The 25,612-nt window shown below is 31.6% G+C and carries 22 protein-coding genes; 9 read left to right on the top strand and 13 right to left on the bottom strand.

What is annotated here, in order from left to right:
- Positions 1–114: 114 nt before the first annotated feature.
- A complete protein-coding gene (locus N2712_03850; protein MCX8029110.1) occupies positions 115–903 on the top strand; it encodes a TonB family protein in 789 nt (262 codons plus the stop codon).
- On the opposite strand, the gene N2712_03855 is transcribed toward N2712_03850, so the two are convergent.
- The 3 genes from N2712_03855 to N2712_03865 are packed head-to-tail and all read right to left on the bottom strand — an operon-like array spanning position 890 to position 4,051.
- The gene (locus tag N2712_03855; protein ID MCX8029111.1) at positions 890–2,572 is read right to left on the bottom strand and encodes a hypothetical protein; all 1,683 of its coding nucleotides are present in this window, start codon (positions 2,570–2,572) and stop codon (positions 890–892) included. The two genes, N2712_03850 and N2712_03855, sit on opposite strands and share 14 nt — an antisense overlap.
- A gap of 25 nt (positions 2,573–2,597) precedes the next feature.
- On the bottom strand, positions 2,598–3,179 hold the full coding sequence (gene gmk, locus N2712_03860; GenBank protein MCX8029112.1) for a guanylate kinase: 582 nt from the start codon (positions 3,177–3,179) through the stop codon (positions 2,598–2,600).
- Between the two features lie 5 nt (positions 3,180–3,184).
- Entirely contained in the window at positions 3,185–4,051 is an 867-nt protein-coding gene (locus N2712_03865) for a YicC family protein (protein ID MCX8029113.1), read from the bottom strand.
- Between the two features lie 198 nt (positions 4,052–4,249).
- Here N2712_03865 and N2712_03870 point away from each other — a divergent pair, with 198 nt between their 5' ends.
- The 3 genes from N2712_03870 to N2712_03880 all read left to right on the top strand — a co-directional run bounded on the left by N2712_03870 (position 4,250) and on the right by N2712_03880 (position 8,058).
- Positions 4,250–5,566 (top strand): hypothetical protein, encoded by a 1,317-nt coding sequence (locus N2712_03870; GenBank protein MCX8029114.1) that lies wholly within the window; start codon positions 4,250–4,252, stop codon positions 5,564–5,566.
- Positions 5,567–5,575: 9 nt separating this feature from the next.
- Positions 5,576–7,666 carry a FecR family protein gene (locus N2712_03875; protein MCX8029115.1) on the top strand — a complete coding sequence of 697 codons (2,091 nt, stop codon included), beginning with the start codon at positions 5,576–5,578 and terminating at the stop codon, positions 7,664–7,666.
- A 122-nt stretch (positions 7,667–7,788) separates the two neighbouring features.
- Positions 7,789–8,058 (top strand): HU family DNA-binding protein, encoded by a 270-nt coding sequence (locus N2712_03880; protein ID MCX8029116.1) that lies wholly within the window; start codon positions 7,789–7,791, stop codon positions 8,056–8,058.
- A gap of 81 nt (positions 8,059–8,139) precedes the next feature.
- Here N2712_03880 and N2712_03885 read toward each other — a convergent pair whose 3' ends face one another.
- Positions 8,140–10,665, bottom strand: a complete 2,526-nt coding sequence (locus tag N2712_03885; GenBank protein ID MCX8029117.1) for a glycogen/starch/alpha-glucan phosphorylase — start codon at positions 10,663–10,665, stop codon at positions 8,140–8,142.
- 374 nt (positions 10,666–11,039) lie between these two features.
- Between N2712_03885 and N2712_03890 the strand changes: the two genes are divergently transcribed.
- Positions 11,040–11,894 (top strand): sugar phosphate nucleotidyltransferase, encoded by an 855-nt coding sequence (locus tag N2712_03890; GenBank protein ID MCX8029118.1) that lies wholly within the window; start codon positions 11,040–11,042, stop codon positions 11,892–11,894.
- A 23-nt stretch (positions 11,895–11,917) separates the two neighbouring features.
- On the opposite strand, the gene N2712_03895 is transcribed toward N2712_03890, so the two are convergent.
- The 7 genes from N2712_03895 to rbfA all read right to left on the bottom strand — a co-directional run bounded on the left by N2712_03895 (position 11,918) and on the right by rbfA (position 17,734).
- Entirely contained in the window at positions 11,918–12,112 is a 195-nt protein-coding gene (locus tag N2712_03895; GenBank protein ID MCX8029119.1) for a hypothetical protein, read from the bottom strand.
- A gap of 51 nt (positions 12,113–12,163) precedes the next feature.
- Positions 12,164–12,721: a YraN family protein gene (locus N2712_03900; GenBank protein ID MCX8029120.1), complete on the bottom strand. Its 558-nt coding sequence runs from the start codon at positions 12,719–12,721 to the stop codon at positions 12,164–12,166.
- Positions 12,712–13,350 carry a hypothetical protein gene (locus tag N2712_03905; protein ID MCX8029121.1) on the bottom strand — a complete coding sequence of 213 codons (639 nt, stop codon included), beginning with the start codon at positions 13,348–13,350 and terminating at the stop codon, positions 12,712–12,714. The genes N2712_03900 and N2712_03905 overlap by 10 nt, the downstream gene beginning before the upstream one ends.
- 139 nt (positions 13,351–13,489) lie before the next feature.
- Positions 13,490–14,434: an RNA polymerase sigma factor RpoD/SigA gene (locus tag N2712_03910; GenBank protein MCX8029122.1), complete on the bottom strand. Its 945-nt coding sequence runs from the start codon at positions 14,432–14,434 to the stop codon at positions 13,490–13,492.
- A gap of 192 nt (positions 14,435–14,626) precedes the next feature.
- Complete coding sequence (locus tag N2712_03915) at positions 14,627–16,369, bottom strand: NAD+ synthase (GenBank protein ID MCX8029123.1); 1,743 nt, start codon at positions 16,367–16,369, stop codon at positions 14,627–14,629.
- Positions 16,366–17,379, bottom strand: a complete 1,014-nt coding sequence (locus N2712_03920; protein ID MCX8029124.1) for a bifunctional oligoribonuclease/PAP phosphatase NrnA — start codon at positions 17,377–17,379, stop codon at positions 16,366–16,368. The genes N2712_03915 and N2712_03920 overlap by 4 nt, the downstream gene beginning before the upstream one ends.
- Positions 17,366–17,734 carry a 30S ribosome-binding factor RbfA gene (gene rbfA, locus N2712_03925; protein ID MCX8029125.1) on the bottom strand — a complete coding sequence of 123 codons (369 nt, stop codon included), beginning with the start codon at positions 17,732–17,734 and terminating at the stop codon, positions 17,366–17,368. Before rbfA ends, N2712_03920 begins: the two co-directional genes overlap by 14 nt.
- 138 nt (positions 17,735–17,872) lie before the next feature.
- Here rbfA and N2712_03930 point away from each other — a divergent pair, with 138 nt between their 5' ends.
- The 4 genes from N2712_03930 (at position 17,873) to pabB (ending at position 22,247) form a co-directional block, all read left to right on the top strand.
- The gene (locus N2712_03930) at positions 17,873–19,147 is read left to right on the top strand and encodes an O-acetylhomoserine aminocarboxypropyltransferase/cysteine synthase (protein ID MCX8029126.1); all 1,275 of its coding nucleotides are present in this window, start codon (positions 17,873–17,875) and stop codon (positions 19,145–19,147) included.
- Between the two features lie 229 nt (positions 19,148–19,376).
- On the top strand, positions 19,377–19,724 hold the full coding sequence (locus N2712_03935; GenBank protein ID MCX8029127.1) for a P-II family nitrogen regulator: 348 nt from the start codon (positions 19,377–19,379) through the stop codon (positions 19,722–19,724).
- Positions 19,721–20,503 (top strand): RsmE family RNA methyltransferase, encoded by a 783-nt coding sequence (locus tag N2712_03940; GenBank protein MCX8029128.1) that lies wholly within the window; start codon positions 19,721–19,723, stop codon positions 20,501–20,503. The genes N2712_03935 and N2712_03940 overlap by 4 nt, the downstream gene beginning before the upstream one ends.
- 13 nt (positions 20,504–20,516) lie before the next feature.
- Complete coding sequence (pabB, locus tag N2712_03945) at positions 20,517–22,247, top strand: aminodeoxychorismate synthase component I (GenBank protein MCX8029129.1); 1,731 nt, start codon at positions 20,517–20,519, stop codon at positions 22,245–22,247.
- Here pabB and N2712_03950 read toward each other — a convergent pair.
- Both N2712_03950 and N2712_03955 read right to left on the bottom strand, forming a co-directional pair.
- Positions 22,237–23,865 (bottom strand): hypothetical protein, encoded by a 1,629-nt coding sequence (locus N2712_03950; protein ID MCX8029130.1) that lies wholly within the window; start codon positions 23,863–23,865, stop codon positions 22,237–22,239. The two genes, pabB and N2712_03950, sit on opposite strands and share 11 nt — an antisense overlap.
- On the bottom strand, positions 23,846–25,570 hold the full coding sequence (locus N2712_03955) for a hypothetical protein (GenBank protein MCX8029131.1): 1,725 nt from the start codon (positions 25,568–25,570) through the stop codon (positions 23,846–23,848). Before N2712_03955 ends, N2712_03950 begins: the two co-directional genes overlap by 20 nt.
- Positions 25,571–25,612: the final 42 nt, after the last annotated feature.

The following is a 25,612-nucleotide window of genomic DNA, read 5'->3' on the forward strand; positions in this document are numbered from 1 at the left end:
TTCGTCAAAGTAATCAGAACGTTTTAGATTGAGTAAAACCGTACATTTATGATTTACTGGTTTTTCGTGTTTCTAGTTTGACAAACTAATGTCTTAATATGTATATTGTATCTTATGGAAGTATCGTTTTTTTCAAAAAACTATAGTCCCAAATGGGATGTGTTTCTAGCAGTGTCAATTTTAATACACGTATTAGCCTTAATACTAATATTTATTAGTTTAAGAGAGGTAAGTCTGGATGTAAAGGTAAAAGAAGTAAAAATTAATTTGATGACATCACAAACAAGACAGACTCCGATATCGATATCTACTCCGCAAACTGCTCAAACGTCAAAAAAACAGTTAACAAAAAACGAGGTAGATGATATAGTTTTTCAAATAGTGTCCCCCAAGCTACAACGTACAGATATACCAAGTTACGAATCAAAAGAAGTAGCGTCCCCAACTACAGAAATAGTCCCATCTGAGAGAAAATTGGGTATTGATGCAAGGCAGCAAAGAAGTGAGAAAACTATGTCTATAAAGGGAGGAACAAAGTCAGATGTTATAGAAGAAGTAGGTGAAAGTGAAATACTTGTTAGAAAACCAACACCTATTCCGTCGTCAAAAGCATCTTCAGCAGACAGCATAAGCGGTAATATAACTTGGATAAAGGGAGGTCCACGAAAAGTTATAGAATGGTATTCTCCTGAAATTCCACCAAATATAATAAAGAAGCAAACAGAAATAATACTTACTTTTTACATAGAGCCATCAGGCTTTGTTTCGAGAGTAGAAATTTTAAAAACTTCAGGAGAACCATTAATAGATGATATAATCCAGAAAACTATGAGAAGAATAAGATTTAATGCAGCTGAATATAATACTGTAGCTAATGTATCAATAGTAATTACTCCAAAATAGAATTCAGATCTTTTTCTATTTCCTTGAGCGCAATATTAATATCATTCATGTTTTGACCTATAATACCAGTTAAATCAGATATTACGTTAATTGACTTGAGTATCTCCGAGTTTTTACTAACTATCGATATGAAAGACTCTATACTTTCATCTATTTTTTTAAAGTGTAATTCAATTTGGTCTTTGTCGTTACTGAAAATATGTACTATATTATCCAGTTGCTGTTTAATATTCTGGATGCTAGAATTAAAGTCCTCAACTCCGTAATCATAATCTAAATTTATCTTTCCAACCTCTAATACAAGATTATTTAAGGTATTAGCTATGTTATCTAAAAAAGATAATATTTCATACATATTTTTCTCTACATCTCCTAAGGCTTCTAGATTAGAAATACATTTATTGACAGAAAAGCTTAGGTATTTCTTGGCATAATCAATTTTCCCTATTATCTCATTTGAGTTTTTCCTTATATTATTGAATGAGATCCATAAAGGATCAATTCCATAGTCTTTTGATATCATTTCTCCTTCGACACTTATTTGTTCAAAAAATAGTACTGTGTTAAGTGATTTTTGAATTATTAGTTCAATTTCATCGATTATTTTCAAAGTTTCAGATATTATCTCACTCAAAGACTTTACTTCTACTAAGAATGAATTGAAACGTTCAGAAATGTACCTGAATAGTTTTATGACTTCCTCTACTTTTAAGATTATATCACTTACTTTGGCATTAAACGTATTTTGATTACTCTTTATCTCATATATCAAAGATACAAACTGATTAAACTCTTCAGAGATTGTTAAAAGTGATTTGACGTGTCTGGAAAATTTTAACTTTATTTGGTGGACTTTAGTTTCGGCATCTGATAGAATGTTAATAAAATATCTAAAATAGTTGTAAATCCTCTTACTATCATTTGATAGTGAGAATATTATCTTATCTTGGAAAGCTTTATAGCTTTTTACTTTATCAATAAAGTTTGTAATACTGAAAGATGTTAACTTTACTTTATTAGCTGTTTCTGAAATACTTTTTTCAGTTTTTCTAAATAACTTGTAATTGTCAACAAATATCATAAACATGAGGATCAAGTTGTGTGTTGACAATACTATGCTAATTATTGGTATAATGAAGTGAATGGAATTAAAGTAATGCTGAGACAAGAATACAATAGATAAAGTAAGTATAACAACAAGATTTATAAAATTTTCAAAATTGTAGTTTGACAAATAAATGATCACAAAATAATAGGCAAAAACTAGTGTAGATACAATTAAAAATAAGAATACTAAGTTTGTTTGAAATATGGGTATTACAAATCCAATAGCTATAGGCAATACGATTAGCCACTTTGATAGACCTTTAATTAATGTAGGATTCTTGATCATCTCGTACAAAACAATCATCGAAAATGCTTCTACAAAGAGTGCCTCTAATAGGCTAATCTCTAGATGTAATATTTTGGTGATTTTTAGAAAGAGTAATAACGATGAAAACAGAACTAATACGATTGATAAAATTAGTATCAATAGCCCATTATTAGGTGTTTCAAGAGAATACAATTTAATCCAAACAAATGATGTAAATAGTAGAGTAACGATAGATAAAGATATCGAGAAAATAAGTAGTGAAAGTTCAAAGGAATTACTAAGAAAAAAATCCATAGATTTAGAATAAAAAAGACAAGTTTTATTTTTCAATGTTTTTGAGAATTATTTCCTCGAGTTCCTTAATAGCTCTATCAAGATCGTCGTTTACAATAATATAATCATATAATTCTCTAAACGACATCTCATAGGTAGCCTTTTCAAATCTTCTTCTCAATTCTTCGTCAAACTCTTTCTTACCTTCTCTTTTCAGGAGTCTATTTTTTAATTCTTCAATTGATGGTGGTATAATAAATATTGATATTGCTTCTGGGTATCTTTTCTTTATCTTTAGAAAGCCTTTTACATCTACATCTACTATTACATTCTTACCAGAATTTATCTTGTTTTCAACTTCCCAAACAGGAGTACCATAAAAGTTACCATGAACCATAGCCCATTCTATTAACTCTTTATTCTTAAACATCTCAAGCACACGATCAATGTTTACAAAATAGTAATCAACACCGTCAACTTCACCTTCTCTTGGTTTTCTAGTGGTTACTGATGTAGAAAAATATAAGTTAGGTATTCTGGATACAACATTTTTTAATATCGTTGTTTTACCTGCACCAGAAGGCGCAGATATTATGAATATCTTGCCTTTCTTTGGTTCTTTACCCATATTCATTACTCTACATTTTGTATATGTTCTTTTATCTTTTCCAAACTACTTTTAATTTCAACAACTAAGGAAGATATTTTGTAATCAAAAGATTTTGAAGCTATTGTATTTACTTCTCTATTTAACTCTTGTAGTAAGAATTCTATTTTCTTTCCTACCTCACCGCCGTCAATCAGCATTTTCTCTAGATCTGAAAGGTGTTGATTAAATCTAAATATTTCCTCGTTTATATCTATTTTCATTATAAAGCTCAATATAGATGTATCAATCTCTTTTCTGTTTTCATAGTCTTTAAGGAATTTTTCAACTTTTTCTTTTATTTTACTCTCAATAGCTACATTAACCTCGTTCCACCTATTTGTTATCAATCTTATATTATCCTTGATAGAAGAGACTAAAAATAAACAATCTCTTTTTATGTTTTCTCCTTCGTGTGACCTTTGTTTGTTTATATCGTGTATAACTTTTCTGAAAAGTTTTTCAAAGTGGACTATAAAATCCTTAGGAATATTAGATTTGACTAAATTTATGACGTTAGGCATTTGTGCTATATCAACTATTTCTATATCTGGTAGTAGCCCTAAATAATTGCTAAGGTCTCTTAAAGATACAAAATAATTTTTAGCTAACTCTTTATCAACGAATATGTCAAAACTTCCATTTGTAGGAAAGAAATCTACTATAATCTCAATCTTGCCTCTTCTGAATTCTTGTTTTATTATCTTTCTTGTTCTTTCTTCGAGAGTATTCAAGTAAGATGGTATCTGGGTTTTTATTTCAAGAAATCTTGAATTTAGACACCTAACATATATGGTTACTTTACCGTAACGTGTTTCCTTGGATATGTAAGAGAATCCTGTCATGCTTCTCATTATTTTATATATCGGATACTAAAGATTATAATAACTCATTTTACCAATTCAATTTAAAAACACCAAAGTCTGTAAATTTTTCGCATTATGATCGTTAAAAGTTTCATACCTTCTTAGCTGATATATAACAAGACTTGATAAATTTAAAACTTGAATTTATTTATGTTGTAATATATTATATTTTGAGAGGAGGATATTATGTTAAGAGTAGTATACTTGGTATTACTTACTCTAATTCTACTGAATTCTTCGTTTGCTCAAGAACAGCAAACAAGTATTGCAGATAACCCAAGATTGGGATTTGGGTTATCATTTGGTACGGTTATAATTAATGGAGTAACTTATTTTCAAATAAGTGGACAACCAGAGTTTTCTTTTGGGAAGATAGGAGTTGGACTTGACATAAATCTAGAATTTGATGGAAAGTGGAATCTGAGAACTACCGAGTGGAATTCCTGGCAAGCGATATTATCAAAGATAAAGTACTTAAGATGGGCTACCAAAGGAGATAAACCTGTGTACTTTAAGGTAGGACAAATAGACGATGGAACAGTTGGAAGTGGTTTTATAATGAATAACTATAACAATAATCTTAATTATCCCAACATAAAGAAGTTTGGAATTGCACTTGATGTTGACTTGGATTATGTAGGTGTAGAAACATTTGTTGATAACATATTTGATTTTGATATTATAGGTTTGAGGTTATTTTACAGACCACTTTTTGGTTCACAAATTCCCATAATAGATAATTTCGAGTTAGGTAGTTCTTTAGTTATGGACCTTGATCCCTTAAACCCCATACCACCAAGTGAGAGACCATACCAATTTTCGGATAGCGAATATAGCACTAACAAGATTTTTATAGTGGGTGCTGACATTTCATTACCACTAATCAATTTAAAGCCTATTTTTGATCTGGAGTGGTATTTTGATTTTGCATACATACTAACCAAGGGTACAGGTGAAGCGACAGGTTTGAAAGGAAGTATATTATCTTTCATACCATATAAACTTGAGGTCAGATTCTTACAGCCTAAATTTTTACCTTCTTTTTTTGGTAGTCTTTACGAAAGTGAAAGATACACATTGGTAAACAACACATTCCTAACAAAATATGATTTGCTTGATAACATAACAACTAGTTACTTTGGGTGGTTGTTTACATCGGGTGTTAGTTTTGAAAAAGTAGCAAGTTTTCTTTTAACAATAGAAGACTCATTTGATGCTACAACATATCCCCAAATGAGATTAACGATACACATAGACAGAGAATTGACTAAGATTGCTGGATTTGATTTTGTGTATGATAGGAAAAATATAAAAGAATTCAGAGATATATACACTACAGAATCAACAGATGCTATAATTTTAGCGAAACTGTCCTATAAGGTATCGGACTTTGTTAGTATTGTTGTTTCTTATAGAAGATCGTTTGATTGGTTTGAGGAAGGAGTCCAAAGGTTTTTGAAACCGTTTGAAAGTACTTCTGTTTCGACTGAAATTTCTTTTTAGGAGGATTTTATGAGGAAGTTTTTTATAGTATTTTCAATGATTTTATTGTCTGTAGGGTTATTATTCGGACAAGTTGATAAGTTTCCTTATGTTGAAGTTGTGATAGGTGATGTTCAATACGCAGTCTTTAGAGATCAAACTAAGCAAGGTACTGTATACAAGAACTTAGATTCTGGTATAACTATACCGCTTTATTCCATTATTAGGACAGGACCTGATGGATATACTGAAATAAAACTTGCTCCTAACAAAACTATAAAGATTTTCGGATCTTCTACTGTATTACTCTCGAGATTTCAAACAGATAATGCAGTCGAGCTTGGAACTGGAAAAGTAAGAGCTATCTTCAAAAGAATACTACAAACTGACGAGTTTAAAATTATGACCGATACAGGTGTAGCAGCAGTAAGAGGAACAGATTTTGGAGTTATATATAGTAGAGGTCAAGGTAATATGTCTCTTATGGAAGTCTTTGTGAAAGAAGGTATTGTAAATCTTTCTACCACTACGGGAATTTCTGTTGATGTTAGAGAAGGCTTCTCAAGTACTATAAACAATTACTTGGGTAATATTGAAATATCAGATCCTAGACCAATACAGCTTTCTGACTTCGATAAGTACTTTAGTGAGCCCCAACCTATACAACAAGTACAGCAACCAACTCAGCAACTACCTCAACCATCTCCACAGCAAAATAACCAAGTTCCAACTCAGCCGTCTCAACAACCTCAACCACCTTCAACTCAACCATCTCAGACTGATGTATTACCAACTTTTAGTTTTGGATGGGAAGTAAGTTCTCAAAATATTGATGGAAATGTCTGGAACAAGATTGTGTTATCACCTGTGTTCAAGGTTGGTAAATTCGGAATAGGGTTATATCTTGTAAGTTACTGGGATGGCAAAAATAACATATACGATACTACAAAGTGGTATAATTCAAAAGAGTATGATTTTGGTTTTCAGAGTAATAGTTTTGTAGTAACTGATTTTCTTGACGACATATCAAAGAAGATACTTTTCTTGAGTTATGGATCCAAAGGAGAAAATGTATTTGTAAGATTAGGTAGTATTCCTGACATTACACTGGGACATGGTTTTTTAATGGATAGATACTCTAATATGCTAGGGTTCCCAGCTATAAGAAAGATAGGATTTCAATTTGACGTGGATTTTGGAATATGGGGCATTGAAACTGCTATTGCTGATATTTCGAGAAGTAGATTATTTGGTGGTAGAATCTTCCTTAGACCCCTTTATGGAACGCCATTTATTGGAAATCTTGGATTTGGAATTTCTGGGGTGGTCGATCTAGAACCGTTATCCATAGGAGGGCAAACTTTTGAAGGTAACCCTTCTGTATTTATGTTAGGTGCTGATATTGATTTTCCTGTTGTTGATCTAGGAGTATTTTCCCTAATACTTTACGCGGATATTGGTAAAACAGGAATATATATAAATGGTTTGGGCGAAAATTCTTACATGGCCTATTTGGCTAGTATCTATGGATACAATCAAGGGTTCAATCTCCTTAAAGGAGAAGGATTTGCTACTGGCTTAAAAGGTAGTATAATAAGTATGGTACCTTACAGAATTGAGTATAGAAGAATAAATAATCAGTTTATACCATCATATTTTGATACTCTGTATGATGCTCAGAAAGAGCTTAAACTATCCCTATTGCTCTCAGGTACTCTTTCAACATTCAATGGTATTCTTGGATCTACTGGTGTCTATGTAACGAATATTGCAGAAGCAACTATACTATACGAACAACTATGGCCGGAAGATGACTTCTCGATTGTGTCTATTAATAAGCTAGTAGGTAGATTCAAAATAAGTAAGGAATTGGTTAAAATGATATCGGGTATACCATCCTATGCTACTATAACGTATCAAAGAAACTTTATACCTTCTGCACAGGTATTCTTTGAAGATGTGCTCAGAGATTCTACAGTTGTATTAGAATTAGCATATAGTATCGATCCTAATACAGATATATCTATATCTTACAGAAGATTTTACCTGTCCTTAATAGAGTATCAAGAGAGTGTTTCAATACAAGTTAAGTCTTCTATCTTTGGTGAGTTAGGAATGTAATCTAAAAAGGGAGAATACATACAGTATTCTCTCTATAATTATGATTTCTAGCTTTAAATTTTCTTGACAAACAATTATCAAACAAATAAAATAAGTCTTGTTGTTTGAAAGGAGGGTTGAGTATGAACAAAAAAGAACTTATAAGAAACATTTCGAATTCTACTAAGTTGAGCCAAAAAACAGTATCTCAAGTTATTGATGCTTTTCTCAACGAGCTTGAAAAAGTTGTCAAATCGAAAAGTTCTCTTTCGTTAGTAGGTTATTTCTCTTTGTATGTCAAGGAAAGGGCAGCTAGAACTGCTATAAATCCTAAGACAAAGCAGAAGATTAACATACCATCTAAAAAGTATCCTGTTTTAAAAGTTGGTAGCAAACTCAAGAAACTCTTGTAAAATAGTGGATTAAGAAAGGAAGAGCCAGAGCTCTTCCTTTAATTATACCTTATTTTTTGAGAAGAAACTTAGCTGTTGATACTAAATCTTGATTTCTACTGGTTTTACTTTCCAGATTTGCTCGCAATATTCCTTTATAGTTCTATCGCTAGAAAACTTACCCATCCTTGCTGTATTAAGTAATGCTTTTTTATTCCACTCGTATTTATTCTTGTAAAGTTGATCTATTTTTTCGTGTGTCTCTCTATAGCTTTCAAAGTCAGCTAGTAAGAAGTACTCATCTGGAGCACTACCACCTCTGCCAAACAATAGTGAATTATATATAGGTTCAAATATTCCTGGTTCTTTAGGAGAAAAGTAGCTTGTATTTATCATATCTAGTATTCGCTTTATGTTAGGGTTAGAATTATATATTTCTATAGGATTGTATCTTCCGCTTGTTCTGAGTTCAGCAACTTCTTCTGCTTTGAGTCCAAAAATAAAAATATTCTCTTCGCCCACCTCTTCCATAATTTCGACATTTGCGCCATCGAGAGTCCCAATTGTTATAGCCCCATTTATTGCAAACTTCATATTGCCAGTTCCTGATGCTTCTTTACCCGCTGTAGATATCTGTTCGCTGACGTTTGCCGCAGGTATTATCTTCTCAGCGAGTGAGACATTATAATTAGGTATAAAAACCACTTTTATCTTGTCTCTTATGGATTTGTCTTTGTTTATAGTTTCAGAAATACTATTTATAAGCTTTATTATAAGTTTTGCCATGTAGTAACCAGGAGCTGCTTTTGCACCGAATATGAATGTTCTAGGGTAAACATCAAGGTTTGGGTTGTCTTTCAATGTATTATATAGATGTATAATATGCATAGCATTGAGTAATTGTCTTTTGTATTCGTGTAATCTCTTCACTTGTACATCAAACATGCTTAGAGGATCTATCTTTACTCCACATACATCCTTTACATACTTAGCAAGCTTTTCTTTGTTATCTTGCTTAACTTTGTAAAACTTGTCAAGGAAAGATTTATCGTTCGAATAATTTTCAAGTTTTCTCAGCTCATACAAATCTTTAGTCCATTTATCACCAATAGTCTCGGTAATTAGATTAGCAAGACCTGGGTTTGCTAGGAGTAACCATCTTCTTTGAGTAACACCATTTGTCTTGTTATTGAACTTGGTTGGGAATATATCATAAAAATCTTTCATTACGGTACTTTTAAGTATGTTAGTATGTAATTCTGAAACACCGTTCACTGAATGAGATCCTATAACGCAAAGATTAGCCATTCTGATCATCTTAGAAGGACCTTCTTCAAATATTGAGACGTTTCTTATCTTGTTTATGTCATTGAACCTTATTGATACTTCATTCAAGAATCTTCTGTTTATTTCGTTTATTATTTGTAGATGTCTTGGGAAGAGTCTTTCAAATATACTAACTTCCCACTTCTCAAGAGCTTCAGGCATAACAGTATGATTTGTATATCCAAAAGTTTTAACTGTTATATCCCAGGCTTTCTCCCAAGGGATTTCTTCAATATCAACTAGTATTCTCATAAGTTCGGGTATGGCCATAGCGGGGTGTGTATCGTTTAACTGTATGGCAACTTTATCTGGGAAAATATTGAAGTTGTTGCCAAACTGTTTCTTAAATCTTCTTATTATATCTTGTAGTGATGCTGAAACAAAAAAATATTCTTGTTTAAGTCTTAGTTCTTTACCTTCGTATATATTATCGTTAGGATAAAGTACTTTTGAAATAACCTCAGAAAGATTTTTATTTTCAACAGCTTTTATGTAGTCTCCATGATTGAATATTTGCAAATCAAACTCTTCTGAAGCTCTAGCAGACCAAAGTCTCAGTGTATTAACAGTATTAGTATCATATCCGACTATTGGAGTGTCGTAAGGTACTGCTAAAACATCTTTTGTATCAACCCAGTCAAACTTAAGCTCGCTACCTTTCATGTATGAGTTGACTCTTCCATAAAACTTAACTTTAACAGTATATTCGGGTCTTTCAATCTCCCATGGGTTCCCAAACTTTAACCACTCTTCAGGTTTCTCAACTTGATATCCGTTTTGAAAAACCTGTTTGAATATACCAAATTCATACCTTATACCATATCCATAAGCAGGATACTCCAAGGTTGCTAGAGAATCAAGAAAACAAGCTGCTAGTCTTCCAAGTCCCCCATTACCTAATCCTGGGTCCTCTTCGAGTTCAGCTAACTTATCTAAATCTATACCTAGATTATCCATTGCTTTCCTAACCTCTTTATCTATCCTTAGGTTTATCATGTTATTTACTAACATTCTACCTATCAAAAATTCCATGGAAAGGTAATAGACTCTCTTAACATTCTCCGATTCATAATATGTCTGTTGTGTTCTATTCCATTTCTCAATTAACCTATCCCTCACTGCTAAAGATAAGCTGAAAAGTTTATCTAGCTCAGTAACAGAATACTCATCCTTACCCATTGAATACTTCAGATGTTCTGCAAATGATCTCTTTATGGACTTATAGTCGTTTCCTTTAACCTCTTCTTTCAAAACCTTCCTTGTAATTGGATCTTTAAGAAGTATAGTAGTAAAATCTGACATTTTCTACCTCCAAATGTTACTTGTGTATTTTAAAAAATAGACTCATTCAATCTCAAAAATATCAAAAGCCAAACTAATAAAGGCTTAAAATTAACAGATTATCAAATTATTATTGTAAATTCATTATCGGTTTTTAGTTTGGTGTTTTAAAAATGCTAGTCCAAAACTATTTCATAGCATAGAATAGAGCAATTCTACTACTGTTTGGTTAAAAATCAACATGTCATCAGTATAAGATACCTAATTCAAACAAAAAAGAAAATATTACAAGTTTTAGTATTCTTACATAAGTCTTCACTGAATTTTTATATATGGTGGTGGAATCAAATAGAATACTAAAAAACTTACTTTTGTGATCTTTCGGGGGTAAGTTAATGAAAGGAGTAATAATAGCAGCAGGATATGGTAGTAGATTCTTTCCTGTAACCAAAACCATACCAAAAGAAATGTTACCTTTATACAATATTCCTTCTATACAGTTTGCTATTGAAGAACTCACAAATTCTGGAATAAAGGATATAATAGTAGTAACCAGTAGAAGAAAGAAATCGCTTGATGATTATTTTGATATAGAATTTGAGTTAGAAAACTTTTTTCGAGGTACTGACAATGAAAAACTACTAAGACCCCCTGATGCAAATATATGTTTTATTCGCCAAAAAAGAATGATGGGAGTAGGTAATGCTATACTTGAGGCATCAAGTTTTATAGGAAATACTCCTTTTGTTTTACTGTATCCAGATGATATAGTGATATCCAAAGTACCTTTAACTAAAAGACTCGTAGAAACATACGAAAAAACTGGAAAAAATGTCCTATCACTTCTTGATAAATCAGGGGAGGATGTATCAAGGTTTGGAGTTGTGAAGATATCAAATAAAAAAAATGAAATTTTTGAAATTCAAAGTATTGTTGAAAAACCTTCAAAAGGTTCTGAACCATCAAGTTATATAACTATTGGTAGATATCTCTTTACTGAAGAGTTTATAGATATCCTTAAGGATGAGTGGAGAAAGTTTAGTGGTAATGGGGAATTTTATCATATATCTTCAATTAACAAGTTATGTTCTCTTTGTAAGGTTGTAGGAATAGAGGTTTACAAAGAAGAATTTTTCGATACAGGGACTCCCCAAGAATACGCCAAATCATTTATAAGATACCTAACAGAATATTCCAATATAAAAGAAGAAATCATAAAATGGATTAGAAATCACATAGAGAGACTCTAAACAGAGTCTCTCTTTAAACCAAATCAAGGATTTTTAGACTTATCTGTCTCATTCAACTCACTACCAGTGATTTTAGTGAAGATTATAGAAGCGAGTTGAGATGCAACATAATCAATGTAAGATGGATCTCTTATTTTACTTCTCAGCTCTTTGATTTCCTCCTCCGTGAGCCTAGAACGGAGTCTATTTTTAGACTGCCTCACTCTTACCTTGGACATCCTTGTCCCTCCTTAAATACATATTTCAGGAACATCCTTGTTCCCTTATGTTTATATTAGATAGTCTTTACAGTAGGTAAACACCTTACCATCAAAAAGTAAGGCGTCATACCCTACACCTACATTATTACAATATACCTCGTTAGTAAAATCTTCGGATACCAAAAGGATTTTATTAGTTTTTGTTCTATCTAACTTCTCTTGTGGTAGAAAGGAAGAAAAGGAACTTCTAACTTCTACAAATCTGAAACTTTCTCCATCATGTGCTATAATATCTATTTCTCCCCTCTTGCTTCTGTAATTCATGATTAATATACTCATACCCATTTGGGAAAGATTTTTGGCTCCTTTAATCTCAACTTCTCTACCTATGTTAAATTTTCCGTAAAACTTTTTGTCTAAAATATATTTCATAAGAGTTTGTGAAAATAAAAACCAATTTTCTACGAATCTATCAAGTCCATAATTATCGGATATAAACCAGTTTATAGTTATATTGTTAGCAAAGCTTCCTAGTAGCAATCTCAAATCTTCTAAGCTTATTCCATAGTAATTTAGGTGCTTTAATATTATCCTATCTCTGTTACTAGCAATACTCCTTAAATCCATTTGCGTACTCTTTTTAAGAATTTCTCTCTCATACTGATTTCCATTCTGATATTACGAAATGATAGTAACACAAGTATCAATAAAACTAAATCTTCAAGCATTTGGTTGTCTTCAAGATTAATATGCATAAGTAATTTCATAATATCTCGTTTTATCTGCTCTTCTTCTAGTTGGAGTTTGTTTTTTCTTTTTGCTTTTTGAATGACTTTATATACGTACATAAGAGTAGGTAAATTTTGAGGGACTTGATTTAGGATATCTCCATCTTCATTTTTCTTTGACTCCCAAACTTTTAGAGCATCATCATTATCATCTGGTAATTTATCATCAGAAAAGACGTGAGGATGTCTGTTTATAAGCTTATTATTTAAGTTTTCTAAAACCTCAACTATACTAAATTTCCCAAGTTCTTTTGATATTTGAGAAATGAAAACTGTCTGTAATAATAAATCTCCAGTTTCATCTTTTATCTTGTCAAAATCTCTTTGCTGTATAGAATTAATGACCTCGTATGCTTCCTCTATTATATTCTCGACAATACTTTCAAGTGTCTGCGATCTGTCCCAAGGACAGCCATTAGGGGATCTTAAAATATCAACTATTTCAACGAGTCTATCAAATTCTTTCATATGTAGATTATATTATTGCTATCTTTGGCTTTTTCAACATTCTTTACCGATGAATAACTACTTTATACGAATTACGTTAATATGCTAGGTGAAATATTGAATTACTAGAGTCAACAAAAACGAAACAGTGTATTGAGAATTAATTCAGATCTATTTCAAGTAACTCAGGAGATTTTGTCTTTATTATTTCTTTCATCCTCTCTAAAGCACGATTTTCTATCTGTCTAACTCTCTCTTTTGTGAATCCCATTATTTCTCCTATTTCTTTCAAAGAGTATTGCTTTCCGTAGAAACCGAATCTATACTTTATTATTTCCCTTTCCTTCTCAGGAAGAGAATCAACTATTTTTCTTATCTCCTCAGTTAGGGCATTTCTCATTATAGTTTTTTCAGGATGTTCAACTGTTTGAGATTCTACATTCAAAAACTCATCATAAGTTGAGTCATTATCTTCAAAAGCATTGCTATCAAAAGATATGTAATTTTTACTCTTTCTGTTGAGGAGGATTTGAACATCTTTTTCTTTTATATTAAGTTCCTTAGATATAGTCTCAACTGATGGTGTTTTACCGTTTTCTGCTTCATATTCTCTGATAAACTTCTCAATTTTGAGAAGCTCATTAGTTCTGTTCATAGGAAATCTTACGAGTCTTGATCTCTCAGAGATGTACTTTAGAATGGATTGTTTTATCCACCAAACAGCATAAGATATGAAATGTAAACCTCTTCTATAGTCAAATTTATCAACAGCAATCATTAATCCAACATTTCCCTCACTTATAAGATCTGCAATTGGAATACCAGTGTTTATGTAGTTTTTAGCAACACTAACAACAAACCTCAAATTAGAAAGAATAAGCCTAGATCTTGCTTCTTTATCTCCATTTGAAGCTCTCTTTGCTAATTCAACCTCTTCTTCTCTGGTAAGAAGTGGAAATTTTTCTACAGCTTTAAAGTATTTCAATACAATGTTTTCAGCATTTGTTGCATTGCATCTAGCATTGTCTAACATTTTACTCAGCTCTTCTTGAATCTTAATGGGATCTTCAGAACTGATATTCTTCCTAATGTTCCTAGTTTTCATACTAACACCTCTTTATATTTTTATATACAAATTGTATGCCATGATTAGAACTTGCAAGTTCTTCCTCTTTCCAAATACCGATTTGGCGACTGAATCTAATGGAAGTATTACAATTTAATACTTGTTTAAGTTTGTGTAAAAAATATACACTTTGGCTATAAAAAAATTACTTGTATAAAAAGTATACAAATTTTATAGGTATTTAAAGTGATTGGTTATGGGGTATCTTCTATCTTTACCGAAAGATCTAAATGTTATTTTGGTACCGATTGGTGCTTGTCTCCTCTTATACTCGTTTTTGTTTACGGTTTGTATCACATTCTTAACCAAATTTATATCAATTCCTGTTTCTATTGATATCTCTTCAGGTGATTTTTCTTCCTCTATGTATCTTTTGAGTATTTTATCAAGTATATCATATGGTGGTAAGGTATCTTCATCTTTTTGGTTTTCTCTTAATTCTGCAGTAGGGGGTCTTTCAATTATGCTTCTAGGTATTATATCAAAACCTTCTTTCTTATTTATATACTCTGCTAATTTGTATATAGTAGTTTTGTAAAGGTCTTTTATCAGAGCAAAACCACCTACCATGTCACCATATATAGTTGAGTATCCCATACTCAATTCACTTTTGTTACCTGTTGAAACAACCATACAACCGAATTTATTTGAAAGAGCCATTAATAGATTTCCTCTTATCCTAGACTGAAGGTTTTCCTCGGTTATATCCCATTCTTTACCTTCAAACAAAGGCTTCAATTCTGAAAGATATGTTTTGAATATGTTTTCAATAGGTATTTCAATGTACTTAATTCCAAGGTTTTCGCATACTTTCTTTGCATCATTCTTTGTTGCTTCGGACGAGAATCTCGATGGCATACTAACTCCTATTACATTATCCTTACCTAATGCTTTAGTACACAGGTATGCTACTATTGCCGAATCTATACCTCCGCTTATTCCAATTACAACTTTTGAAAAATTATTTTTCCTTGTGTAATCTCTAATACTGACTATCAAAGCAGAAAGTATCTCTTCTTCAGGAACTGAAGAATCAATCGAATAACTATGAGTTGTAACATTATGACAGGGATTTTCTTTTATGTTATAGTCTAAATGTATGAAATCCACTTCATATTCAGGCTTATATTGCTCTACTAAGAATCTATATCTAGGATCAAGTAATCTTTTTGAAACCACATCTTCAGATCTTATATCGACTATCAAGATTTCTTCTTCAAAAGGTTTTGCTCTGGCTAATAATTTACCTTCAGGTGATATTACAACACTATTTCCATCAAAGATTAGCTCATCTTGGCCACCCACAAGGTTGTTATAAACTATAAAGGTTCTGTAATCTCTAGCTCTTGTTTTTAGCATTTCTATTCGTTCTTCAACTTTACCTAGGTGATAAGGTGATGAGGAGATATTAACTAAAACACTAGCATGTCCTTTTATAACTTCGTCAATAACAACACCTTCAGGGTACCATATGTCTTCGCATACATTTACTCCGATTTTTATATTACCACTTTGAATACCAAATACAATTCCTCTTTTCCCTTCACCAAAGTATCTTTTCTCGTCAAATACTCCGTAATTCGGAAGTCTCGTTTTATTGTATACGTAGAGGTTTTTGTTATATAAAATTCCAGCAGAATTGTATAGTACATCTTCCTCAATGTTAACAAAACCAAAAATCGCTATAATATCTTTAATCTCATCCTTAAGCTTGTTGACATACTTGGCTTGGTAACTTATAAAATCTCTACTTGTCAAAAGATCTTCTGGTGGATATCCTGTTATAGCAAGTTCTGGAAAAATAACTAAATCACAATTGTTCAATCTTGCTTTTTCAGTGAATTCGAGTATTTTGTTATAATTATACTCAACATTACCTACGATAGTATTTATCTGACAGAGTGCTATTCTCATAAGTACTTAATTAACCTGTCTATAACCATTTTCTCAACTTCATTTATACCCCTTGTTATATCGAAAGCAATACCGGAGGCGTTTTTATGTCCTCCGCCTCCCATTTCTCTAGCTATTGAAGATACATCAAACTCACCTTTGCTCCTTAATGCTACAGATATAATTCCTTTCTCCTTCTTCTCCTTTATAGTAAAATAGACTATTGCATCTCTTATTCTACCTATATCTTCAACTAAGGGTTCTGTTTCAGATTCTGTTATACCGTACTTTTTTAGAAGTTCATCTGTTATTACAACCCATACCACTTTATTGTTACAACAGGATTTGATATTTTGGAAAACCTCTCCTTCAAATTTTATGAAACTAATACTTTTGTTCTGAAACATATTCCGAGTAAAAAAAGATGGCTTTATGCCTGTTTTAAGTAATTCAGAAGCCATTATATGCGTTGAAGGTTTAACAGAATCAAACCTAAACGATCCACTGTCTCCTACTATACTTGCATATAAAAGGGAAGCAATATCTTTTGATATTGGTACGTCTAGGTACTTTGCTATCCTATAGACTATTTCACCTGTACCAACAACTTCAAAATCAACTAGATTGTAACTACCAAACAATTCATTGTCGTGATGGTGATCAATATTTATTACATACTTGAATTCATTTACACGGTCTTTTAAATACTTACCGATTCTCTTGACTTCTCCACTATCAAGGACTACTAGTACATAATCTTTCAGATCTAGGTTATCTACATCCTTTGCTTCTTTTATTTCATTCCACATGGGCATAAAAGAAAAATTTTTCTCGAAAAGATCTTTCTTTTCATCACTAACAACCAAAACATTACTTTTACCTAGTTCTGTAAGTATTTTATAAAATGCTAATGATGATCCAACCGCATCGTAATCAGGGTTTATGTGAAATGTTACAACAAACTTATCTTCTGCTTTTATTGCTTCGGCAACCTCATCTATTGTAGAAATCTTCTTCTCAGCCACTATCATTACTTATTTCCTCCTCGATTTCTTTTAAAATATTATAAATTTTCATACTCTCTGACAAGTCAATAAAATCAAAATGTATCTCAGGACCATACATTGTTTTAAGAGATTTAGATAGATTCCTCCTTATAAAACTCTTTGCTTTTATTATAGACATTATAGTACTCTTCAAATCTTCCTTAGTATTCGCGAAAATACTTACTTTCACATTAGCATGTCTTAAATCTTTCGAAACCTCAACATCAAGAATACTAACCATACCCTTTATATTTTCGTCTCTCATATCATTTTGAATAATTTTTGAAATCTCGGATTGAATGAATGAAGCAACTCTTTTTACTCTTAACTCTTTGGCCATACAACAAAGATTAAGGATTCCTCACATAAATTACAAACTTTCGACACATTAAAGGTAAACCTTGATACATAATTTAAATAATTTGAAAGAGTAAAATTTTTATTCTTACAATTATTGTAGTAATTTAGGAGGTACAATATGAAGGAAAACGCCAGATTAGAGACAATACTATTGCACGGTGGGCAAGAGCCAGATCCAACAACTGGTTCTAGAGCAGTACCTATCTACCAAACAACTTCTTATGTTTTCAAAGACATGGATCATGCTGTTAGGTTATTTGCGTTGGAAGAACCTGGAAACATATACACTAGAATAATGAACCCCACAACTGATGTATTTGAAAGGCGTATGGCACTGCTTGAAGGTGGAGTTGGAGCTTTAGCTCTTTCCTCAGGTCAGGCTGCAATAACTTATGCTATTTTAACAATAGCAAAACCTGGAGATGAAATAATAAGTTCTAGAAGTTTGTATGGAGGAACACATAATTTATTTAACTTTACGTTAAAAAGGCTTGGTATAAAGACTCACTTTGTTGACTCATCCGATCCAAGAAATTTCGAAGACAAAATAAACGATAAAACTAAGGCTATATTCCTTGAGTCCATAGGTAACCCTCGATTAGATGTGCCAGACATTGAAGAAATATCTAAAATTGCTCATAAACATGGTATTCCAGTTATAGTTGACAATACTGTTCCAACAGGATTTCTTTTAAGACCTTTTGAGTATGGAGCAGATATTGTTGTATACTCAGCAACTAAATTCATAGGAGGACATGGTACATCAATAGGTGGAGTTATAGTAGATTCTGGTAAATTTAACTGGAATAATGGTAGATTCCCTGAATTTACAGATCCTGATCCTAGTTACCATGGTCTGGTTTATTCTGATTTAGGTCCAGCAGCTTTTATAGTCAAAGCTAGAGTTCAGTTACTTAGAGACATAGGGGCTTGTATTAGTCCTTTCAACTCATTCCTCTTCTTACAAGGTCTTGAAACACTTCATTTAAGAATGGAAAGACATTCTCAGAATGCTCTTACTGTTGCAAAATATCTAGAAAAACACAATAAAGTAAGCTGGGTAAGTTATCCATTACTTGAATCACATCCGTCATATAAAAATGCGAAAAAATATCTGCCAAAAGGTGCAAGTGCTCTCGTAACTATAGGTATATCAGGAGGTACTGAAAGGATAAAAACGTTTGTAAACTCACTTAGGTTGTTTTCTCATCTTGCAAACATAGGAGATGCGAAATCCTTAGTAATATATCCATATCTGACAACTCATCAGCAATTATCAGAAAAGGAGAAAGAAGAAACAGGAGCAACATCGGATTTGGTTAGATTTTCAATTGGTATTGAAAATGTTGAAGATATAATAGAGGATATAGATCAAGCATTAGCAAAGATATAATACATGAAGGTCTTTTAATTTGGAGTAGTATCGTCAGTCTTAACGATTATACTACTCCTATACTATACTCTCTTAATTATGAGAGGTGAAAACTTAAGGATGCGGTTGCTAGAGATTTTAAAACTTATTTTCAGAAAGCAACATTTTGATCAGAAAAGACAGAGGATCTAACAAGGCCTGATAGTTGAATTATTAGATTGCTAACTAGACTTATCTTCATAATAAAACTATGAAATACATAATAGCAATAATAAGACCAGAGAAGCTAGACGAAGTCAAAGAAGCACTAAGAATGATTGATGTTTCAAGAATGACTGTCACTGAAGTTCAAGGGTATGGACGCCAAAGAGGTTACCTTGATGAGGCTATGGGAATTGACAAAGGTATAAGATTTGTAAGAAAAGTCAAACTTGAAATAGCAGTTAATGACGAATTTGTCGAGCCAACAGTAAACACTTTACTAAAAGTCGCTAGAAGTGAAGGAGATGGAAGAATAGGTGATGGAAAAATATTTATTCTACCACTAGAAGATGTAATAAGAATAAGAACTGGAGAAAGAGGAAGGGAAGCTATATGAAAATAGTATTTTCAAGTGATAATAACATAATATCAGGTGATAAGGTCATAATATCTGATCCAAAAGATTATAAACATCTAAAAAAGGTTCAAAGAATCAAAGTTAGTGAGGAGATACTATTTTATGACGTTGAAAGAGAAATACAGTTTAGATGTAAGGTAGTTGATTTCAGTAAAGATTCTATAATTTTAAGAGTTTTAACTGGTGAAACAATGAAAAGAAGTAAACCGGAAATAATCATAATACAGGCTTTGGTTCAGAAAGGAACATTCGAAGATGAAATCAACAGACTATCGGAACTTGGAGTAGATATACTACAGCCTGTAATATCAAGGCATTCACAGAATTTTACATTTGATGACAAATATCTTAGTAGATTGAGAAGAATATCTTATGAAGGGGCAAAAGCTGTAGGTAATCCATTTCCTTTAACTATTTTGAAACCTTTCAGTATAACCAGAGGATATAATGATCTTGAAAAATTTGTAAGAAACTTTACTTCAACCGATGGTGTCAAAACCAAACTACTACTATTGACAAATAGAAAAATACAGGATACTTCTTTTGATTTTATTGATATTATTCCAACCATGAAAGATACTGATAGAATAGTATTTTGCGTAGGGAGTGAAGGAGGATTTACAGAAGAGGAAGAGGATAAAATATTTTCTCTAGGTTTCGTACCAGTAAATCTGGGTAGCAAAATACTACTTAGGTCTGATACTGTTTGTATCGGACTTTCTTTTGTATTCAGACTTTTTAAATCATCTTATCAATAACCATATAGTCAGTATGGACTTCAAAGACGAAATTATTTTCGTTGTTGACAAAGGTGAGTACCTACTTTTATTTCAAAACCCTATATTGGAAATTGAGACAAACGATTACAGTAACATCATACCCTCTGTTAAGAAACTCGATGATCTATTAAAACGAGAATTATATATTTGTGGTTTTATATGCTATGAAGCCGGATACAGCATGGTTAATCTGAAGTTCAAACATTCAGATGATAAACTACCTCTTCTTTGGTTTGGTATCTTTACTAAACCTAAAATAATTGAAGTTCCCAAAATCATCAGTCAATATTCGATTTCACTCAAAGGTACTACACTGTCAAAAGAGGATTACGTAGAAAAGATAGATAATATAAAAAATTACATAAAAAATGGCTATACTTATCAGACAAACTTTACATTCAAACTTCTCTTTGATTTCGAAGGAGACGCTTTTTCATTTTTCCTTGACTTAAGGAAAAAGCAGACAGTGAAGTATGCTAGATTTGTTAAGTATAGAGATACATATATATTATCCTTATCACCTGAATTGTTTTTTAAAACCATAGATAGAAAGATAGTCACAAAGCCAATGAAAGGGACTTCAAGAAGAGGGCGATTTTTCGAAGAGGATACTCTTATAGCGAAAAAGCTATCGGAGAGTCAAAAAGACCTAGCAGAAAACCTTATGATAGTTGATCTTTTGAGAAATGATATAGGTACAATTTCAGAATTTGGTAGTGTTATGGTTAAAGATATGTTCAAGATCGAAAAATATGAAACAGTGTTTCAAATGATCTCAACAGTTGAAGGAATACTCAGAGAAGATGTCAAGTTCTCAGACATATTAATTTCTCTATTTCCGGGTGGATCAATAACCGGTGCACCTAAAAGGAAAACAATGGAAATAATAAGAGACAATGAGACTACTCCAAGAGGAATATACACAGGAACTATAGGATACATAACACCTAGTGGTTTCTCTGAGTTTAACATAGCAATACGAACTCCTGTTATAAAAGGTAATAAAGGTGAAATAGGAGTGGGTAGCGGAATAACTTGGTACTCTGATCCGGAGGATGAATATGAAGAATGCATACTCAAATCAAAATTTCTATTCTCAAAACCGTTTCCAGAATTTAATTTGATCGAGACTATGCTACTAAAAAGACAGAAAATATACTTGTTAGAATATCATCTAAGAAGATTAAGAAAATCAGCAAACTTTTTTTCATTCAAATATTATGAAGATATTATAAGGTTACTGTTAGATGAAGTTACTAAGAAAGACGGGACATTTAAAATTAGACTTTTACTCAGCAAAGAAGGTAATGCATCTATTCAAGTCGAAAAATTTAGTCAAAAACTAAAAGTTGGCAAAATAAAACTAGCAAATGACGTAGTAAATAGTAATGATGTGTTCCTATTTCACAAAACAACAAATAGAAAATTGTACGACTATTATAATTCCAAAGCCAGAGAAGAAGGTCTTGTTGACTATATATTTACTAATCAGTATGGACACATTACTGAAGGAACGGTAAATAACATAATTTTGCTGTCAGACGGTAAATTAGTAACTCCTAGTAGAAGTTCTGGACTGTTAAGAGGAACAATGTTGGAATATCTTTCAAGAAAGTATAATATAATTGAAGCCGAAATTGGCCTCGATGATCTGAAAAATGCTCAAAGAATATATCTCTGTAACTCGGTAAGTGGGATAAAACAAGTAAGATTCATTGTTTGATTTCATTTACTTTTTTCATAGTTGACTCGTCAAGTACTATAATGTTTTTATCCTTATCATTTATGAATATCTTGTTATCATAGAAAGTTATAAATGTATCTGGATGAACTTCAGTATCTGATATAGCAATTCTTTCGAGGTTTCTATTAAATTTACCCAAGTAGTATCTTCTATTTGTTATTGTGATTGCATATAGATAATCATTCTTAAACTCAATGAAGCTTCTCCAGAATATGTTATCTTTACCTATTATTTTAGGTTCAACGTTCTCTCTATCAAGTAACACTAGGAAATGATCTTGACTATGAGTTCGATTATATCCAATTACAACAACACCATCAGCATAAACGTAATATTTGGAGCCGCATATGTTCGTAAAACTACTCTTTTTTATTGTTTTCATACTGCTCAAATCTATAAGGTACATTACATTATTATAATGTGCTTGGGGTTCAAAATCTTGTTTCTTCAAGTAATACATCTTACTTGCAAAGATTGTTTTATCACCTGCTTTTTGAGAAACTGTTTTTTCTTCTAGTTTAGCAAGCTCTTCTTCTTTTTGTTTAAGTTTTTCCTCCTTTTCCTTTAGTTCCTTAGCTTTTTTCTGCAGATCTTCTTCCTTTGCTAAAACTCTTTTTTCATCTTCCTTTATTTCTTCCTCTTCTTTTTTTATATCTTCTTCCTCTGACTTAAGCTCGGATTTGATATCTTCTATCTTCTTCTTTTCTTTTTCTAATTTTTCTTTTTCTTCCTCAAGCATTTTTTTCTCTTCTTCTAATTCTTTGACTTGTTTTTGTTTCTGTTCTTCCGTTAGGGTTTGATCTAATTTTATCTTTTCTTCTTTTTCAGATATTTCTTCGTATTTTTTATCAATATTCTGTTGTCTTAGTTTTATTTCTTCTTCCTTCTCTTCTAACTTTTTCTTCTCTTCTTCCAATTCTTTCTTTCTAATTTCCACAAGTTCTTTTCGTTCTTTTATACCTAAATCATCTTCTCTTGCTCTTATCTCTTCTATTACATCTTTTTTGGATACCTCTCCCAAATTTAGTTTCTCTCCTCTTAATGTTATTCTTGTTGGTATAACAAGTTCTGTTTTACCAGGCCAATCATAATATTTGGTGGATATACCTATATTCTTGGATGTAAAATAAAATAATCTTTTAGTATATTTTGATTTGAAGTAATCCAAATTACTCCTATAAAAAGCATTGTAGTAAGTAACAAAAACTGACAGAGTGAATGCCTGCTTAGTTGGATATCCAAACTGTTTTGAAAGGTATCCAGTGATTATATACCTTATTGCATTTATATGCTTAACCTTGGAATATTTTGAAATGAATATAACATCTGCTCCTAAAAGCCCGTTTGTAGGTAATACTCTTAGTATGTAATAGTTATTGTAATCAACTTTCTGTTCTTCTGAAGACATCTCTGCAAGAGTATATCCTATATTGATAAGTTCTCTAATACTTATACTCTTAACACTACCTTTGTAATTTTCAAATTCAACTTTTTTAGCTTTTTTAATTTCCTCCTCCTCAAGGCTTATAGAATGTGACAAAACAGGTACAATTAATATTAATGCATATGTAAGAAAATTACAAACTACTGATTTCATCCGAGATTCTCCTTAACTCATGTACAATATCGTTAACAGACTGAACAATACCAATGTTTTTATCAACCTCCCTTACAAGAGAAATAACGACCTCAATGAGTTTCATGATATGCTTGAAATTTTCTTCAAGATCATAAAAAGCAGATAAGATTACTTCGTTTTGCTCAACAGTATTAGATACACTATCCAGGATGTTTGATATACTATTATACGCAGAAGTTATGTTCTGATTAGTTGTTTCCTTTTCTGTTGATAGAGTTTCCAATGCCGATAGCATAGATTGTATATCTCGATCAAATTGTGATAGTGAAGTTATGAATGAGCTAAGCTTATCCATGTTATTTTTGAGTTCTATTTCAAAACTTTCAATACTACTTTTTAAATTACCAAACATACTATTTATATCTTTGGAAATATCAACTATTTTACTAGAGATGTTACTAAGGGCTTCATTAGCAGTGGATATTTTCGAAAATTCTATACTTGCGTTTATACCTAGACTTCTAAGGTTAGATGAGATCCTTTTCATTTCATCAAGAATCACTAAAACTTTTTCTTCTTCCTTGCTGAAAGAGGATTGAACGGAGTTTATTATTGATCTTGTCTCATGAATGTATTTGAAAAAAACCTGTTTTATCAACTCAAAGTTTTTTAGGATATTTATCAATATTTCATACATAGATGAAATTGGTTCAAATGTCTGCAATGATAGTTTTCTAAATTTATCGAAATTTTCATATAATCTCTTTATATTGGAATCAATCTTAGAAAATGAACTACTAAACTTATTCCAGGATTCTGAAAAATGCTCAACTTCGATATTACCTGTGTTAGACTTTAGATCTTCCATTCTTTTGATGTAATCATAAACACTGGTAAAAACATTAGATAATAGTTGATTAATTTGATTCATCTTATCTATAACTTGATTTTTTGTATGTTGTATATGATTGAGCTTATCGGATACAGAGTTTACAGTTTCTTGGAGTATAATAAATTCACTTCTAGGGTCTATTAGGTCGATTTCCTCATAATTTGTTCCCTTGAGGTTTTGATTTATTCTGTGGGTAACTTTGTTTATTATTTCTGACAAAGAATTCATTTTTAAAACTAAAAAGATGCTGAATGGTATAACTATAAGTAGTACTATTGTTGATACAACTATTATAATAAACTTAAGCATTTTATCCATAGCTTTATAGAAGGTTAGATGGAATTCTTCAAGGTTTGAAATAACTATCTCAGAGGGTACTTTTTCTCCGTTCAGGATCTTTTTCAAATCATTTGCAAGCTTATCTGAAACTACTTTTAGTTCATACACAAATGGTGTGTTTCTTATAATTTTAGTACCATTTACTATGTAGGATATCTCATCCTTGTTTATTCCAAACTCAAGCCAAGCTTTTTCTATCTCCTGATAAGGCAAATCTCTTGAATTCAAGATGTCATAAAATACATAAAATCCTTTCACTTTACGCTCTATATCTTCTAATTTATCTCTACTGAATAAATCCTGATTAAATGATATGAGAAAATACTCTTTTACATAGCTAATAAGTAGAGAAGCACCCTTAGTGTATGATATGAGCATGTTTTTTGTAAAGACTATTAAGGAAGCCAAAAAAACAACTCCTATTATTGATACAAATAGATATGAAAAAACGATAAATTTTGTTCTTCTAAGTGAAAAGAAGATCTTTTTCATAGACAATTTATGAAAAACATCTAAAGACTATTTCAACTTAAA

The organism is Brevinematales bacterium (assembly GCA_026415355.1).
Lineage (GTDB): Bacteria > Spirochaetota > Brevinematia > DTOW01 > DTOW01 > SKYB106.